This is a genomic window from Alcanivorax sp. DG881, assembly GCF_000155615.1.
In the GTDB taxonomy this organism is placed as follows: domain Bacteria; phylum Pseudomonadota; class Gammaproteobacteria; order Pseudomonadales; family Alcanivoracaceae; genus Alcanivorax.
In genome coordinates, this window is record NZ_DS989915.1 from 3,681,578 (window position 1) to 3,698,826 (window position 17,249).

Sequence of the window (17,249 nt, forward strand, 5' to 3'; positions counted from 1 at the left end):
AACAGTGTGATGAAAGTCACAGTCTTATGGCTAAGAGGGACTTTGCCGTGTTAGTCGGCCCTGCGGTCGTATGGATGGACCTGTTATGACGAACAAGTATCTCTATTCCCCTATACACCGGATGGTGTCGCTGTCGCGCACCGCCAAGCGGTTGGTCATGCTCAGCGCGGATGCCTTGGCGGCACCGTTGCTGCTTTGGTTGGCCTATGGGCTCCGCCTGAATACGGCAACCCCTGAGGTTGCAGACTTGTGGTTGCTGGTTGCTGCGCCGCTGGTGTTGTTGCCTGCGCTGTACGTCTTGGGTTTCTACCGTTCTATTGTCCGTTACCTTGGTGCCGAGGTGGCGTGGTCCATTCTCGCTGGGGTGACTCTGTCGGTGGTGCTGTTGGCTGCCGCGTCATATATGGCATCGGCCTCCACGCCGCGATCGGTCTTTATCATTTTCTGGGCGGTGCTGGTGCTGTATCTGGGCGGCAGTCGTTTCATGATGCGCCGTTTCCTTTATCACGTACTGGGTAACCGTATTGACCGCGAAGCCGTTGCGGTTTTTGGTGCCGGTGGTGCCGGCGCGCAGCTGGTATCGGGGCTGCTGTCCACCGCTGAATTGCACCCGCTAATGATTGTGGACGATGCGGTCGGCAAGCAAGGCACGCTACTTTGTGGTGTGCCGGTGGTGGGTCGCCGAGCCTTGGAAAAGGCCGTGGAACGTGGCGCGATTCGCACTGTGCTGCTGGCGCTGCCTTCCGAGAGCCGTGCCACGAGAATGGCGGTGGTGCGCTGGCTGGAAACGCTGAATGTGCATGTGCAGACGGTGCCGTCGTTTGCCGATATTGCCAGCGGCAAGGCACGCCTGGAGGAAATCAAGGAAGTTGCCATTGAGGACCTGTTGGGCCGGGATGCCGTACCGCCCCGCGCTGACTTGCTGACACGCTGTATCAGTGGCAAGCATGTGCTGGTGACCGGTGCGGGTGGTTCCATTGGCAGCGAGTTGTGCCGGCAAATTCTCAAGTTGAGCCCTTCCAAGTTACTGTTGCTGGACCAAAGTGAATTCGGTCTGTATGCCATCGAGAAGGAATTGCAGGCGTTCGCAGGAAATAGAAGCAAAGACATTGAAATTGAGGCAGTGCTCGGTTCGGTGGTCAATCGTGGCTTGATGGAACGGCTGTGCCGTGAGCATCGGGTAGATACGGTCTATCATGCGGCCGCCTATAAGCATGTGCCGATTGTTGAGGCCAACCCTTCTGCTGGCGTGCGTAATAACATTCTGGGGACGCTGGAAGCGGCACTGGGCGCGGAAGCCGCCCATGTGAAGCACTTTATTCTGGTGTCCACTGACAAGGCGGTTCGCCCGACTAATGTAATGGGCGCCACCAAGCGTTTTGCCGAGTTGGTGCTCCAGGCCATTGCCGCGCGGGGTTCGGAGACGGTGTTCTCCATGGTGCGTTTTGGCAATGTGCTGGGCTCGTCCGGCTCGGTGGTGCCTCTGTTCCGTGACCAGATTCAGAAAGGCGGGCCGGTGACGGTGACCCACCCAGATGTGATTCGCTACTTCATGACGATTCCGGAGGCCTCCCAGCTGGTGATCCAGGCGGGTGCCATGGCCCAGGGTGGTGAAGTTTTCGTGCTGGATATGGGCGAGCCGGTGCGCATTGTGGACCTGGCGCGAACTATGGTGCATTTGATGGGTATGTCCGTGCGGGATGAGAAGAACCCGGATGGTGATATCGAGATTGCTTTTTCCGGCCTGCGACCGGGTGAGAAGCTCTATGAAGAGCTGCTGATCGGTGATTGCAGTACACGCACCGAGCACGAGATGATTATGCAGGCCCATGAAGAAAAGCTGGAATGGGATGAGATCTATTTTGCTCTGGAAGCCTTCCGCAAGGCGTTGACCCGAGCTGATCAGGACGCCCTGCGTGCCTTGCTGCGCAGCTATGTGAATGGTTACGAGCCAGGTGGCCTGGACATCGAGGCGCCCCAAAGTGTGCCAAGCCGCGAGGCGCCGGCTCTGGTGGCGAAAACCGCCAGCGCGGTGGAATAAGTCTGCCCTGAGTGTCGGATTACGCCTTTCTGGCTAATTCGACCTACAAACCCCGAGCTTGAAGCCGTCGCCGTTGTTTCGCCGGTCAGTGTGTAGGTCGAATTAGGCTTGGCTGTAATCCGACATTGTTGGCTGAGACGTTGGTTTTTTGCTTATATCATATTTAACTAAGTCCTCTCTTTTTATATTCCTTTTGCCCTGTAAAATGCTCTTTTGCTGCGTGTGTCGCGTGGCGTCCGGGCTTGTGTGGTTTACCGAATGACCGTGGAAATACTGATAACACTGCTGATCGTACTGGCTGTGCTAGGGGCGCTGGCCAGCAACCGTGTGCCTGCAGATATGACCATGATGGCGGCGCTGGTACTCGTGTTGGTCACGGGCATCATTTCCCCGGGCGAGGCGTTGTCCGGTTTTGCCAACCCCGGCTTGATGACCATCGCGGCGCTGTATGTGGTGGCGGCGGCTTTGCGGGATACGGGGGCTATTTACTGGGTGGCACATCGGTTGCTGGGACAACCCAAGTCGGTACTCTCCAGCCAGTTCCGTTTGATCGCGCCAGCATCGATTCTGAGTGCGTTCCTCAATAACACCACCGTTGTGGCCATGATGATTCCTGCGGTGCAGGAATGGGCGCAACGCTTACGGTTGTCTGCCTCCAAACTGCTGTTACCGCTGAGTTATGCGGCGATTCTCGGCGGCACCTGTACGCTTATCGGCACGAGCACCAATCTGGTGGTGGACGGTTTGGTACAGGAAAAAGGGTTGCCGGCCTTTGGCATTTTCGATGTGGCCTGGGTCGGTGTGCCGGTGTTGCTCGGCGGTGCGGCCTTTATGTTGTTAATCAGCCGCTTTTTGCTGCCGAACCGGGCCAGTATGGCGTCCCAGTGGGAAGATGCCCGTGAGTACCACGTCGAGATGCTGGTCGCGAAAGGCAGCCCGCTGGCAGGGCGTACCATTCAGGATGCCGGGCTGCGGAACCTGACCTATGGCTTCCTGACCGACATTCAGCGTGATGAGCGACTGTTCACGGCGGTTGGTCCGGAAATGACGTTGCAGGAAGGGGACTTGCTGGCGTTTGTCGGAGTGCCGGAGTGCGCGCGGGAGCTGCAACGTATTAACGGCTTGCAGGCTGCCCATGGTGGGGCCCACAAATTGGGCCTGAATAACCACCAGCGCCACCTCGTGGAAGTGGTGCTGAGTCCGGAATTTCCCGGCATTGGCCGTTCCGTGAAGGAAACCGGATTCCGGACCCGTTACCAGGCAGCGATTTTGAGTATCAGCCGCAATGGTAAGCGTGTGCCCGGCAAGGTGGGCGAGCAGTGTTTGAAGGTGGGGGATACCTTGTTGCTGGAAACCAGCCAGCAGTTTGTGGAGCAGTATCAGTATCGTCGTGACTTCATGCTGGTGAGTCCGTTGAAAGATTCCACTCCCCCGGACTTTCGCCGGGCGCCGGTGGCCGTTGCGGTGCTGGTGGCGATGGTGATGGCGAATGTGTTGGGGCTGGCCTCGACTCTGGAGGCGGCCATGTTTGCGGCCGGCCTGATGATTGCGCTGCGCTGTGTGACCGTGAACCGCTCGCGGATGAACGTGAGTGTGAATCTGCCGGTGCTGGTGGTGATTGGCGCCTCTTTTGCGCTGGGTAAAGCCATGGAGTCCAGTGGTGCGGCGGCCTGGATTGTGGAACAGGTGATTCCGGAGGGGGGCTTGTCGCCTTTTATGGCGCTGGTGATCATCTACCTGCTCACGGCCGTGTTTACCGAAATGATCACCAACAATGCCGCCGCCGTGCTGGTGTTTCCCATCGCCATCGGTGTTGCTGAGCAGCTGGGCGTCAGCCCCATGCCCTTTATCGTTGCCGTCATGTTCGCCGCCTCTGCCAGCTTCATGACCCCGCTGGGCTACCAGACCAATCTTATGGTTATGGGACCAGGGGGCTACACGTTCCGGGATTACCTGAAGATCGGGTTTCCGATGAGTGTGGTGGTGGCGGTGATTAGCCTGACGGTTATTCCGATGGTTTGGGGGTTTTGAAAGTTTCGAGCTACGAGCTACGAGCTACGAGCTACGAGCTACGAGCTACGAGCTACGAGCTACGAGCTACGCTCAATTGGATAGAGAAAACCGGTAAAGTTCCTAAGGATAGGGGTGCTAATAATATGGAGAGGCAGGGATGCGTCTTGAAAATTTGGATATCTGGCGTCGGTCAGTGGATTTAAGTGTTGAGATCTATCAACACTTTGCTGGCCACCGTGACTTCGGGTTTAGGGATCAGATAACCCGATCCTCGCTGTCCTTGCCCTCGAATATTGCAGAGGGCTTCGAGCGAGCTTCCGACAAAGAGAAAGCGTTGTTTCTGAACTATGCTAAGGGCTCGGCGGGTGAATTGAAGACCCAGCTAATTATCGGCAGCAGAATCGGTTATATCCCTGATGAAATGAGCAAAAGGTGGGGCGATGAGATTGAGCAGCTATCGAAAATGCTGTTCGCGATCATGCGCAAATTGAAGTGAATTTATAATGCTGGGCCAAAGGCCCGGTTGTGTTTTTCTAGTAGCTAGAAGCTCGCAGCTAGCCGCTGCTCTTCGAACAAAGTGAGGTATTTATGTCTTCCCCATACCAGGAAAAAGCAAACGAATCCAAGGCCCATGTCGTCTGGCATGAGTCTAATGTGTCCAAGGCAGATCGCGCGAAGGTTAAGGGCCAGACGCCGAAGTGTATCTGGCTGACGGGTCTGTCCGGTTCCGGTAAATCTACACTGGCGAATGCGCTGGAAGTGGCACTGACCGAGCAGGGTCAACACACCTATTTGCTGGACGGCGATAACGTGCGCCACGGCCTGAACAAGAACCTGGGCATGAGCGATGAAGACCGTACTGAGAACATCCGCCGGGTGTCTGAAGTGGCCAAGCTGATGGTGGATGCAGGCCTTATTGTTGTCACCGCCTTCATCAGCCCGTTCCGGGCGGACCGTGATGCCGCCCGTGAGTTGTTCGAAGATGGCGAGTTCGTGGAAGTGTTTGTGGACGCGCCACTGGAAGAGTGTGAGAAGCGCGACCCCAAAGGCCTGTACCAGAAAGCGCGCCAGGGCATTATCAAGGAATTCACCGGTATCGATAGCCCTTACGAAGCCCCGGCCAAGCCGGAGCTGGTGGTGAATACCGCTGAAAACGATATTGAAGCCTGTGTGAAGCAACTGATCGCTGCGATTGTGTAGGGTGGGTGTTGGCTAAGCAGTATGTCGGATTACGCCTTTCAGGCTAATTCGACCTACAGAATTGCGCCTTTCAGGCTGATTTGGCGTAGGTCGGTCAGATTAGGCGTAGCCGTAATCCGACACAATGCAGTGATTGGATTTTGTCCTCAGGCCAAGGATGGTCTGCCTCTCACCCCTTTCAGGAAACGACAAGGATCATCTTCATAAGCCGCGCCTGAGCGGGCTCCCTCGTAGTTACCACCACGGCGCGGGGCGCGGCGTGATCGGTGCTGCCCATGAGTGGGAGGTGAGCGATAGTGTTGCGGTGCTCATTGATTGTGGCTTGTTCCAGGAGCGCGGTCATTCAACACTGGTGAGCATGGGGTATACGGTAATTCGGCCATCGCTATGTCGGTCCTCGACAGCAATCCGCACATCCACATAACCAAATGCATCGGCCAGTTGCCGGGCGTGCTCCCAGCTATTGGCTGGGTAGGGGCTGGAGGTAAGCTCAACAGTGTCCCCGGTGCTGAAGGTATGGCGGAAACTGGCGCGGTAAAATGGCATAGTGATCATACCTGTTGTGGCTCTTGTGGTGATGGCTGTGCTGGAGTGTTGAATTCCTCTGCCGTTCAGCTAGGCACCCTACGTGGTTGAAGGGGGCCGGTGAGTCATCCAGAAACCACTTTTTGAGTAAGACAAGTCTGAGGCGAGAGCTGAAGGCTCGGAGGCAAAATGATGAAAAGTATTCTGGTAACGGGCGGCGCGGGTTACATCGGTTCTCATACCGTTTTGTTGTTGCTGGAAGCTGGGCACCAGGTAGTGGTGCTGGACAATTTGAGTAACAGTAGCCGGGAGAGTCTGAACCGTGTTGAGCGGCTTGCGGGCAAGGCTGTGGCGTTTGTGGAAGGCGATATTCGCGATGCGAACTGTCTGGATACCCTGTTCTCAGATTATGACATCGCGGCGGTAATCCATTTTGCGGGCCTTAAGGCGGTGGGGGAATCTGTCGCCATGCCGCTCAGTTATTACGATTGCAATGTGACGGGAAGCCTCCGGTTGCTGGAAGCGATGGAGCGTGCAGGCGTGCGCACCATGGTGTTCAGCTCTTCTGCGACGGTCTATGGCGATCCGGCAACAGTGCCGATTCGGGAGAATTTTCCCCTTAGTAGCACTAACCCCTACGGTGCGACCAAGCTGCATATTGAAGATATGTTGCGGGACCTTTATCGGAGTAACGAAAAATGGAAGCTGGCGTTGCTTCGTTATTTCAACCCTGTGGGGGCCCATGAGAGTGGTCAGATCGGCGAAGACCCGGCGGGTATCCCCAACAATCTGATGCCTTATATCGCCCAGGTGGCGGTGGGTAAACGTGAAAAGCTGGGCGTTTTTGGTGGGGATTATCCGACCGCGGACGGGACCGGGGTCAGAGACTATATCCATGTTATGGATCTGGCTCAGGGGCATCTGGCTGCGCTTGAGGCGCTGGACGCGGATGGCGGCCTGTTAACAGTGAACCTGGGAACCGGCCGGGGGTACAGCGTGCTGGAAATGGTTACGGCGTTCTCACAGGCATCTGGACGCCCTGTGCCCTATGAAATAGTAGAGCGTCGCCCCGGCGATGTGGCGAGCTGCTATGCAGATCCGGCCCATGCCAATGCCGTGCTGGGCTGGGAGGCACAGCGGGGCATTGAGAAAATGTGCGAGGATCATTGGCGCTGGCAGAAACAGAATCCGGAAGGGTTTTAGGAAAGGACGCGCGAACAATCATGAGACAAAGAAAAGCCCGGTATCGAAAGATGCCGGGCTTTTCTTATTGTGTTTTGCCTGCCGGGCTCGAACCAGGCGAATGCAACTGAATTCACCAATGATTAACTGGCGGCCGCAGGGCGCCCAATCATTAGGACAAAGAAAAAGGGCTTACCCGATGGATAAGCCCTTCTCTTATTTGGCTCCGCCTGCTGGGCTCGAACCAGCGACCCAATGATTAACAGTCATTTGCTCTACCAACTGAGCTAAGGCGGAATGTCTTGAGGCGCGTATATTAGTGACGCCTCCCGGGGTCGTCAACACCCCGGGGGTGCGTTTGTTGCTTATTTAGCCAATGCTTGCTCAATCCGGCGGATGGCTTCTTTCAGGGTGTCCATGCCGACGGCGAAGGACAGGCGCATGCAGCCGGGGGCGCCGAAGGCGGAACCGGGCACCAGCGCGACTTCAGCCGTTTCCAGCAGCAGGGTGGCCAGGTCGGTGTCGGATTCCACGCCATCCATGTTGGCAATGGCTTCGGAGAAGTCCGGGAAAGCATAGAAAGTGCCGTCACCCTGGGCACATTTCACGCCAGGCAGGGCATCCAGTGCGGCGGTGAGGTAGTCGTGACGTTCCTTGAACGCTTTGACCATCTCGTCCACGCAGCCCTGATCGCCGGCCAGTGCGGCTTCAGCGGCAGCCTGGCTGATGGAGGCCGGGTTGGAGGTGGATTGGGACTGCACCTTTTTCATGGCAGCAATCAGCTTTTGCGGGCCTGCCGCGTAGCCGATGCGCCAGCCGGTCATGGAGTAGGCCTTGGAGACGCCGTTCATGACCACGGTGCGGTCGTACAGCTCCGGGGTGGCATTGACGATGTTGATGAACGGCTTGCCGGTCCACAGGATATGCTCGTACATGTCGTCGGTGGCGACGATGATGTTCGGGTGCTTCTTCAGTACCTCGCCCAGAGCCGCCAGTTCTTCCAGGGAATAGGCCATGCCGGAGGGGTTGGAGGGGCTGTTGATCACGAACAGGCGGGTTTTCGGCGTAATGGCCGCTTCCAGCTGTTCCGGGGTGATCTTGAAGCGGCTGTTCACGTCCGTTTCGAGGATCTTCGGTACGCCGCCGGCAACCAGTACCATATCCGGGTAGCTCACCCAGTAGGGGGCCGGAATGATGGCTTCATCGCCGTCATTCAGCAGGGCCAGTGCCATATTGAAGAAGCTCTGCTTGCCACCGCTGGAGACCAGCACCTGGCCGGGCTCATAGGACAGGCCGTTATCGCGCTGGAATTTGTCGATAATGGCTTTCTTCAGGCCGGGAGTGCCGTCCACCGGGGTGTATTTGGTTTTGCCGGCCTTGATCGCTTCAATGGCGGCGTCTTTGATATGATCCGGCGTATCGAAATCCGGCTCACCGGCACCCAGCCCAATAATGTCTTTGCCCTGCGCGCGCAATTCACCGGCTTTGGCGGTGATGGCAAGAGTGGGAGACGGCTTGATGCGTTGTACGCGGTCGGAAAGGCTGATATCGGACATGCACTCCTCGTTCATCTAGAGAGTCGTTGGGCCGCGCTTTTGGCGCAGCAATCGACCCAGAAAGGGGCGTGCATTTTACCGGATCAGGCGGGGAATGTCCCGTGTTTCCTTGTGGGCGGTGAGGGTGGGGGCTGCAACCAGAGCGCGGCTGCTGGGTGCGAGCTCTCTACAAAGCCGCGGTAGGAGTTCCCTTCCAGGGGACGAATCTGGGCCTTGGCGAAGAAAGGGCGCTTCCGGGCCCGCTCAATACTGGTCGGAGACTCTATCATCATCCAAAACCCTCGCTCTATGGGGGTTGGCGCTGGGCGCGGTTCGTCCCTCCAGAGGAGCTATTCGCTACGCTCACCCTTCGGGCCGCACGGAACTACGGGCGTTACTCCGCTCCTACAGCGGTCTTGGCACCGATTCGTTTAGCAAGCTGAATTGCCCACAGGGAAATCCGGTGTTTCCGGGGTTGTCGTTCCACCGCGCATTCACGCCGGCTCTGTTACACTACGTCTCGATTTTTAAAACCATGATTTTGCTGCCTTCCTGGCTTGGAAGGGTAGCCATCAGGAAGACCCCATGCCCGAAAGCCTCTTCAAGCTCCATTCCGATTACCAGCCTGCCGGGGACCAGCCCAAGGCCATTGCCCAGCTGATTGAGGGTATTGATGACGGCCTGGGCCACCAGACGCTGCTCGGTGTCACGGGCTCGGGCAAGACTTTCACCATGGCTAATGTGATCGAGCAGACTGGCCGGCCGACCATCATCATGGCGCCCAACAAGACGCTGGCGGCGCAGTTGTATGGGGAATTTCGCGAGTTTTTCCCGGAAAATGCGGTGGAGTACTTCGTTTCCTACTACGACTACTACCAGCCGGAAGCTTACGTTCCCAGCTCCGATACCTTCATTGAGAAAGATGCTTCGGTGAACGAACAGATCGAGCAGATGCGCCTGTCTGCCACCAAGGCCATCCTGGAGCGTCCGGATACCATTATCGTGGCCACGGTATCCGCCATCTACGGTCTGGGTGACCCGGCCAGTTATCACGCCATGGTGCTGCATCTGGTGCGGGGCGATCATATTGATCAGCGTGAGCTGCTGCGGCGCCTGGCCGAACTGCAATACACCCGCAACGAAATGGATTTTCGTCGCGCCACCTACCGGGTGCGTGGGGATGTGATCGATATCTTCCCAGCGGAAGAGGAAAAGGAAGCGGTGCGCATCGAGTTGTTCGATGACGAAGTGGAGTCCATCAGCATCTTTGATCCGCTCACCGGCGAGGTGATCCGGCGTATCGGGCGCACCACCATCTACCCCAAGAGCCATTACGTGACGCCCCGGGAAACGGTGCTCAAGGCGGTGGAGATGATCAAGGAAGAACTCACCGAACGGCTGGCGGAGCTAAAGGAGCAAAACAAGCTGGTGGAAGCCCAGCGGCTGGAGCAGCGCACCCGGTTCGACATCGAGATGCTGCAGGAGCTGGGTTACTGCAACGGCGTGGAAAACTACTCCCGGTTGTTTTCTGGCCGTGCGCCCGGTGATGCACCGCCCACCCTGTTTGACTACCTGCCGGACAATGCGCTGCTGATTGCCGATGAGTCCCACGTGACCATTCCGCAGCTGGGCGCCATGTACAAAGGCGACCGCTCCCGCAAGGAAACCCTGGTGAGCTTCGGGTTCCGCTTGCCCTCGGCCATGGATAACCGACCGCTGAAATTCGAGGAATGGGAGCAACTGGCACCGCAAATGGTGTTTGTATCCGCCACCCCCGGGCCCTACGAGCAGAAATACGCGGGGCAGGTGGTGGAACAAGTGGTGCGGCCCACCGGCCTGGTGGACCCGAAGATCGAGATCCGCCCGGCGACCACCCAGGTGGACGATCTGCTGGGGGAGGCCAAGGAGTGCATTGCCAAAGAGCAGCGGGTGCTGGTGACCACGCTCACCAAGCGTATGGCGGAAGATCTTACCGAATACCTCAACGAGCACGGCATCCGTGTGCGTTACCTGCATTCCGATATCGATACGGTGGAACGGGTGGAAATTATCCGCGATTTGCGTCTGGGCAAGTTCGACGTGCTGGTGGGGATCAACCTGCTGCGTGAAGGCCTGGATATGCCGGAAGTGGCGCTGGTAGCGATTCTGGATGCGGACAAGGAAGGGTTCCTGCGCTCCGATCGCTCATTGATCCAGACCATCGGCCGCGCCGCCCGGAATGTGGAAGGGCGGGCGATTCTCTACGCGGACAAAATGACCGGCTCCATGGAGCGGGCCATCGGCGAGACGGACCGCCGCCGCGAGAAGCAGGAAGCGTTCAACAAGGCCAACGGCATTACCCCGCAGGGGCTCAACAAGAAAATCCGCGACATCATGGATGACAGCGGCGGCAGCCGTTTCGATCGCAAGTACAAGGGTGAGAAGAAAGTGGCGGAATCCGCCGCCGATTACCTAGATGCCCGCTCCCCGGCGCAGGTGGCCAAGGAGATCAAGGTGCTGGAAGCCAAGATGCTGGAGCACGCCAAAAACCTGGAATTCGAGGATGCCGCCGCCACCCGGGACAAGATTCACCAGCTCCGGGAGCTGGGCTTTATGCGGTAGCTAGAGAGTAATTAATAGTTAATAATGAATAATTAATAGCTGCGCGAGCAGCGGTAACCGTATTGTAAAAGCAATGAGGCCGCGCCCAGACTCTGGCCGCGGCCTCATGCGTTTCCGAACATGAAAAACCGTCTCGCGACGTTATTAATTATTCATTATTAACTATTAATTCTCCACTGAGCTGTTCCACCCAGATCAGTGTTCCGGCAATCACCGCCACCGGCATGATGAACAGGTTTACCAGCGGGATCATGGTCAGGGCCATGACGATGGCGCCGAAGGTGAGCACCAGCCAGCGCTTTTCTTTCAGCCGCTCCAGCATTACTTCAAAGGGCACCTGGCGGTTGTCGGCGCCGAAATCGATGTACTGCATGCCCAGCAGCCAGCCTGACCACAGGAACCAGATGGCCGAGGCGAACACATTGATCACCGGGATGAAGTAAACCACCCCCACCACAAACAGAATCAGCGCGGCACGCCACAGCCAGTACCAGGTTTTGCGCAGCTCGCGCTTGAAGGTGCGCACGATCATGGCGGGGATGGATTCGTCGTTCATGGGGTGGCCGGTGACCTGGATATCCACTTTTTCCGCCAGAAAGCCCATGAAGGGCGCGGCAATCAGCTGTACGCCAATGGAAAACACACTGGCGAACAGGCCCAACAGCAGAATCCACACCAGTATGACTGCCGCATCGACCAGGAAGTGCAGAGCGCCATTGAGGAAGCTCCAGAAGCCGCTCAACGCCCAGTCTGCGGTGGCGGCGGTGATCCAGCCGGCAATCCAGCTGCCGCTGAGCCAGTACAGGCCGCCAAAGACCAGGATGTTGAAGATCAGCGGGATGATCACATAGCGCCGCAGTTCCGGGGTGCGGGCCAGTTTCAGGCTGCGGGACAGGTAAGCAATGGCATCGGCTATCTGGGACACGGGTAATCCTTGTATCAAGAGACGCTTCACGGATCATGCAGCACGCGCTGACGCGAAGACAGGCTGTGGAGAATGTTACCTGTCGTGTCCCGTGCTGCACAGTGTGCAGGCAAGTTGCAAGCGGTACGCCTCAAGCTGCAAGGGAAAGCGAGAGATGTTGGGGCGTTTTGCCGTTGCCGGTACCCTACGGGCATTTGCGCACTGCGCGCGGTTCGTCCCTCACCGAGCGAAGCGAGGGAACGCCTGTAAAGGCGGCCCCGAAGGGGTGAGCGCAGCGAATAATTGGGACGGCTGCGGTCAATCTCCTTTGCGAGAGCGGTCCTTCGACCGCGAAGGCTGGCATATGCCCTGAAAACATCAAATGCCGTAAAACGTGTCCGGGTTTGCGGTGTGCTGCGTGCAGGATGAAGCGTGCCGTGGCCTTTATCGGTATCTCGGCTGATGAATTCGACTGCGGTTGTCGCTAGACTTAGCCCTTTTAGTGGCCAGGCGCGCCGTAATCGCTTCAAGGGGTGGCGAAAACCCTTGTTTTTGCCCAATTTTTGGCCTGTTGGCCCGAGTTAAGCAGACACTATGCGACTGAAATCAATAAAACTGGCCGGGTTCAAATCCTTTGTGGACCCTACCACCACCAATTTCCCGGAAAACCTCACCGCCGTGGTGGGGCCCAACGGGTGTGGGAAGTCCAATATCATTGACGCGGTACGCTGGGTGATGGGGGAATCCTCCGCCAAGCACCTGCGCGGTGAGTCCATGGCGGACGTTATCTTCAATGGCTCCAATGCCCGCAAGCCGGTGGCGCAGGCGTCCATCGAGCTGATTTTCGATAACTCCGATGCCACCGTTACTGGCGAATACGGCAAATTCAACGAAATTTCCGTGAAGCGCCAAGTCACCCGCGACGGCCAGTCCAACTATTTCCTCAACGGCACCAAGTGCCGGCGCAAGGACATTTCCGACATCTTCCTGGGCACCGGCCTGGGCCCGCGCAGCTACGCCATTATTGAGCAGGGCATGATTTCCCGGCTGATTGAAGCCAAGCCGGAAGAGCTGCGGGTGTATATCGAGGAAGCGGCGGGGATCTCCAAGTACAAGGCCCGCCGCCGCGAGACCGAGAACCGTATTCGTCGCACCCGTGAGAATCTGGAGCGCCTGACGGATATTCGCGACGAGCTGACGCGTCAGCTGGAACGCCTGAGCCGCCAAGCCAACGCGGCAGAGAAATACAAGCAGTACAAAGAGGAAGAACGCCTGAAAGGCGCGCAGCTCAAGGCGTTGCGCTGGAAAGGGCTGGATGTGCAGGTCAAGCAGCTGGACCATGTGATTGGCGAACTGGACGTGTCCATGGAAGCGAAAGTGGCAGAACAGCGCCACGTGGACGCGGAAGTGGAACGCCTGCGCGAGAAGCACCACGAAGTGCAGGAGCGCTTTAACGAAGTCCAGCAGCATTTTTACGCCCTGGGGGCGGAAGTGGCACGCCTGGAGCAGAGCATCCAGCATCAGCGCGAGCGCAAGCAGCAGCTGTACGAGGAGCTGGACCAGGTACGTGCCAGCTGGAAAGAAGGCGACGAGCACCTGCGCATCGACAGTGAGAAAGTGGCGGAACTGGATGCCATTCTGGCCGAGCGCGAGCCGGAACTGGAAATGGTCTCCGAGCAGCAGGAAGCGTCCAGCGAAGCGCTGGCACTGGCCGAAGAGACCATGCAGAACTGGCAGCAGGCGTGGGAAGAATTCAACGGCAAATCCGGGGAATCTCGCCGCCAGGCCGAGGTGGAGCAGTCCCGCATTCAGCATCTGGACAAGTCCCAGGAGCGGCTGCGCGACCGTATCGACCGTCTGAAGAAAGAGCAGGAATCCCTGGATGCTGGCCCGCTGGCCCAGGAAATGCGCGAGCTGGAAGAGCAGGTGGAGCAATATCGCGGGCAGTCGGAAGAAAACGAACTGCGCAGCGAGTCCCTGCAGGAAGAGATCAACCAGCTTCGCCGGGATAACGGCGACCGGGGCCGTCAGCTGGATGAGGCCCGCGAGAAGTTGCAAAGCCTGAAGGGCCGCCGCACCTCCCTGGAAGCCCTGCAGAAAGCGGCCATGGGCGACGATGGCGCGGTCAGCGACTGGTTGACCCGGCATGAACTGGATGACGAACCGCGTCTCGCCGACCAGTTGCAAGTGGCGGAAGGCTGGGAAAAAGCCCTGGAAGCGGTGCTGGGCGACAGCATTCAGGCCGTCGCCGTCAGCGGCTTTGATCAGCTGGGTGAATGGCTGGATGACCTTTCCCATGGCCGTGTGGCGCTGGTTAGCCCCAGCGCCACGGCGGCGGCGGGCAGCAAATCCACGCTACTGCGTGAACACGTTCAGGGGCAGGCTCCGGAAGGCCTGTTGGCCGGGGTGTACGTGGCCGATAATCTGGATGCGGCCTTGACCCTGCGTGGCCAGCTGGACGCCCACGAATCCGTGGTGACCCGTGATGGTATCTGGCTGGGCCCGGACTGGCTGAAAGTGGCCAAAGAGGAAGATCAGGAAGCCGGTATTCTGGAGCGCCGCCGTGAGCTGGAGACCCTGGAAGGCGAGATTGATACGCTCCAGGCCACCGTGGATAGCCTGAAAGAACAGCTGGAAAGCACCCGCGAGCAGATTTCCGAACTGGAAGAAGAGCGCGAAGAAGTACAGCGCCAGGCGAGCCGGATCAACCGTGAGCTGGGCGAGATCAATGCCCAGGTCAGCGCCCGGCAGGTGCGCCTGGAGCAGATCACCATGCGCCGTGAGCGTCTCAGCCGGGAAATGGACGAGACCAACGAGCAGCTGGAACAGGAACAGGAACACCTGAAAGAGGCCCGGGCGGTGCTGGCGGAAGCGCTGGACGCCATGGAAACCGACAGCGGTGAGCGCGAAGCCTTGCTATCCCGCCGGGATGAGCTGCGCCTGCGGCTGGACGAGTCCCGCCAGAAAGCGCGCCACGACCGCGATCAGTCTCACCAGTTGGCCATGGAAGTACAGGGTGCCCGCACCCAGGCAGACTCCCTGCGCCAGAACCTGAGCCGCCTGGAGACCCAGGTGCAGATGATGGCGGAGCGCAAGGCGCTGCTGGAAGAGCAGACCAATGAGGGCGACGAGCCGGGTACGGAACTGCAAATGCAGCTGGAAGAAAAGCTGGAAGTGCGTCTGGAAGCCGAGCACAAGCTCGCCGAAGCCCGCCGTGAGCTGGAAACGGTTGACCATGAAATGCGTAACCTGGAAGGGCAGCGTGGCCAGTTTGAGCGTCAGGCTCAGGAAGTGCGCAGCACCATGGACCAGAAGCGCATGCAGTGGCAGGACCTGAGTACTCGCCGGCAGACCGTGGCCGAACAGCTTTCTGAACAGAATTTTGATCTGGATACCGTGCTGCAAAACCTGCCGGACGAGGCGGATGAGCAGCAGTGGGCCCAGGAAATGGACATGATCGGCCAGCGGATTTCCCGCCTGGGGCAGATCAATCTGGCGGCCATTGACGAATATCAGCAGCAGTCCGAGCGCAAGAATTACCTGGACAGCCAGAACGAAGACCTGGAAGACGCACTCGGTACCCTGGAGAACGCCATCCGCAAGATCGACCGGGAAACCCGGGCGCGCTTCAAGGAATACTTCGACCGCATCAACCGTGGTCTGCAGGAGCTGTTCCCGAAGGTCTTCGGCGGTGGCCATGCGTACCTGGAGCTCACCGGCGACGACCTGCTCGACACCGGTGTCACCATCATGGCGCGGCCACCCGGCAAGCGAAACAGCACCATTCACCTGCTTTCCGGCGGTGAAAAAGCGCTCACCGCCTTGTCACTGGTATTCAGTATCTTCCAGCTCAACCCGGCGCCATTCTGCCTGCTCGATGAGGTGGACGCGCCGCTGGATGACGCCAACGTGGGGCGTTTCTGTAACCTGGTGTCGGAAATGTCTGCAAAAGTGCAATTTATCTACATCACACATAACAAGATTGCGATGGAGATGGCTGCTACCCTGATGGGGGTCACCATGCATGAACCCGGTGTATCCCGTCTGGTATCGGTGGATGTGGAAGAAGCGGCCGAAATGGCGGCGATGTGAGGAATCGGTGCCGCTGTAACAGCGGCACTTCAGCACAAGCAAGGAAGAAGAGGCAATGGGCCTGAACCTGGAAACATTGATTGGTATTCTGGTTATTCTGATTCTGCTGATTCTGGCCGACGGCGTGCGGCGGATGATCCGGGAGCGGCACGGGCGGTTGCGTATGCGCATCGACCCGCGCTATCGCGATCAGGCGGAGGAAGAAGAAAGTAGCGGTTACAACCCGGAGCTGATTGGTTCTGCTCGGGTGATCCGCCGGGCCATGGAGGATGCAGAGCAGGATGAGCGTCCGCCCATGGTGATGGAACCCGATGAAGCGGCGGCGGAAGCGCGTACTGCAGAACAGCAAAGCCTGTTCGACGGTGAGCAGGAACCAGAGCCCCAGCCAGAGCGCACGGTGGAGCCTGATGTCGAGCCCGCCCCGGCGCCGACACAACCGGTAGCGGAAAAACCGCCTGAGCCAAAACCCGAGCCCGAACCGGCCCCTCGGGTTTCACCGCGTCAGGCGCCTCGCCAGGAAGCGCGGGTAGAAGCCCGGCCGGCACCCAAGGCGCCCCGTGAGCCCCAGCCCGTGCTGGAAGTGATTGTGGTACACCTGATTGCCCACCGTGGCGCGCCGTTCGAAGGCAATGCGCTGTTGCGCATGTTGCTGGAAGCGGGCCTGCGCTATGGCCGCATGAATATTTTCCACCGGCATGTGAGCGTGCAGGGTGCCGATGAGCTGCAATTCTCCATGGCCAACGCGGTGGAGCCGGGTACCTTCGATTTGGATACCATGGAAGACAAGACCTTTGCCGGCGTCACTTTCTTCCTGAAATTGCCGGGGCCGACGGATGCTATTGGCGCTCTGGACAAGATGCTGTCCATTTGTCAGCGCCTGGCCGCTGAGCTGGACGGTGAACTCAAGGATGAACAGCACAGCGTGCTGACCCCGCAGACCATGGAACACCTGCGCCAGCGCGTGCAGGAATTCGAGCGTCGCCAGCGGGTACCCAGCGCGTAAAAGCAGTTGCGAGTGACGAGTTTCGTGAAGCGAAATACAAAAGGTTTTCGTACCTCGTTACTCGTACCTCGTTACTCGTACCTCGTTACTCGTACCTCGTTACTCGTACCTCGAGACTCCTGGCATCTGCAGGATGCGCCCTACGTTTAAGAT

Annotated in this window: 11 protein-coding genes and 1 tRNA gene; 8 read left to right on the forward strand and 4 right to left on the reverse strand. The window is 58.4% G+C overall.

The genetic code is table 11. The features are described from left to right. The first annotated feature begins 85 nt into the window (after positions 1-85). From ADG881_RS16635 to cysC, 4 genes are all read left to right on the forward strand, one after another. Positions 86-2,041 (forward strand): nucleoside-diphosphate sugar epimerase/dehydratase, encoded by a 1,956-nt coding sequence (locus ADG881_RS16635; RefSeq protein ID WP_232211745.1) that lies wholly within the window; start codon positions 86-88, stop codon positions 2,039-2,041. A gap of 258 nt (positions 2,042-2,299) precedes the next feature. Continuing rightward, positions 2,300-4,072, forward strand: a complete 1,773-nt coding sequence (locus tag ADG881_RS16640; protein ID WP_007151500.1) for an SLC13 family permease — start codon at positions 2,300-2,302, stop codon at positions 4,070-4,072. Between the two features lie 139 nt (positions 4,073-4,211). After that, a complete protein-coding gene (locus tag ADG881_RS16645; RefSeq protein WP_039927012.1) occupies positions 4,212-4,550 on the forward strand; it encodes a four helix bundle protein in 339 nt (112 codons plus the stop codon). Between the two features lie 92 nt (positions 4,551-4,642). Further along, a complete protein-coding gene (cysC, locus tag ADG881_RS16650) occupies positions 4,643-5,254 on the forward strand; it encodes an adenylyl-sulfate kinase (protein ID WP_007148987.1) in 612 nt (203 codons plus the stop codon). Positions 5,255-5,593: 339 nt separating this feature from the next. On the opposite strand, the gene ADG881_RS16655 is transcribed toward cysC, so the two are convergent. Beyond that, positions 5,594-5,800 carry a hypothetical protein gene (locus ADG881_RS16655; protein ID WP_156790442.1) on the reverse strand — a complete coding sequence of 69 codons (207 nt, stop codon included), beginning with the start codon at positions 5,798-5,800 and terminating at the stop codon, positions 5,594-5,596. A 171-nt stretch (positions 5,801-5,971) separates the two neighbouring features. On the opposite strand from ADG881_RS16655, the gene galE reads away from it, so the two are divergent. After that, positions 5,972-6,982 carry a UDP-glucose 4-epimerase GalE gene (galE, locus tag ADG881_RS16660; RefSeq protein WP_039927567.1) on the forward strand — a complete coding sequence of 337 codons (1,011 nt, stop codon included), beginning with the start codon at positions 5,972-5,974 and terminating at the stop codon, positions 6,980-6,982. Between the two features lie 200 nt (positions 6,983-7,182). Here the strand turns inward: galE and ADG881_RS16665 are convergent. Both ADG881_RS16665 and ADG881_RS16670 read right to left on the reverse strand, forming a co-directional pair. Beyond that, a tRNA-Asn gene (locus tag ADG881_RS16665) sits at positions 7,183-7,258 on the reverse strand. A gap of 68 nt (positions 7,259-7,326) precedes the next feature. Further along, positions 7,327-8,517, reverse strand: a complete 1,191-nt coding sequence (locus ADG881_RS16670; protein WP_007148312.1) for a pyridoxal phosphate-dependent aminotransferase — start codon at positions 8,515-8,517, stop codon at positions 7,327-7,329. 564 nt (positions 8,518-9,081) lie between these two features. On the opposite strand from ADG881_RS16670, the gene uvrB reads away from it, so the two are divergent. Continuing rightward, positions 9,082-11,097 carry an excinuclease ABC subunit UvrB gene (gene uvrB / locus ADG881_RS16675; RefSeq protein WP_007149582.1) on the forward strand — a complete coding sequence of 672 codons (2,016 nt, stop codon included), beginning with the start codon at positions 9,082-9,084 and terminating at the stop codon, positions 11,095-11,097. 148 nt (positions 11,098-11,245) lie between these two features. On the opposite strand, the gene cysZ is transcribed toward uvrB, so the two are convergent. After that, positions 11,246-12,022 (reverse strand): sulfate transporter CysZ, encoded by a 777-nt coding sequence (gene cysZ, locus ADG881_RS16680; RefSeq protein WP_007151419.1) that lies wholly within the window; start codon positions 12,020-12,022, stop codon positions 11,246-11,248. Positions 12,023-12,595: 573 nt separating this feature from the next. Between cysZ and smc the strand changes: the two genes are divergently transcribed. Together smc and zipA are read left to right on the forward strand one after the other, a co-directional pair. Then, entirely contained in the window at positions 12,596-16,093 is a 3,498-nt protein-coding gene (gene smc, locus ADG881_RS16685; protein WP_007151165.1) for a chromosome segregation protein SMC, read from the forward strand. 55 nt (positions 16,094-16,148) lie between these two features. Further along, positions 16,149-17,096 carry a cell division protein ZipA gene (gene zipA, locus ADG881_RS16690; protein WP_007150031.1) on the forward strand — a complete coding sequence of 316 codons (948 nt, stop codon included), beginning with the start codon at positions 16,149-16,151 and terminating at the stop codon, positions 17,094-17,096. Positions 17,097-17,249 lie beyond the last annotated feature (153 nt).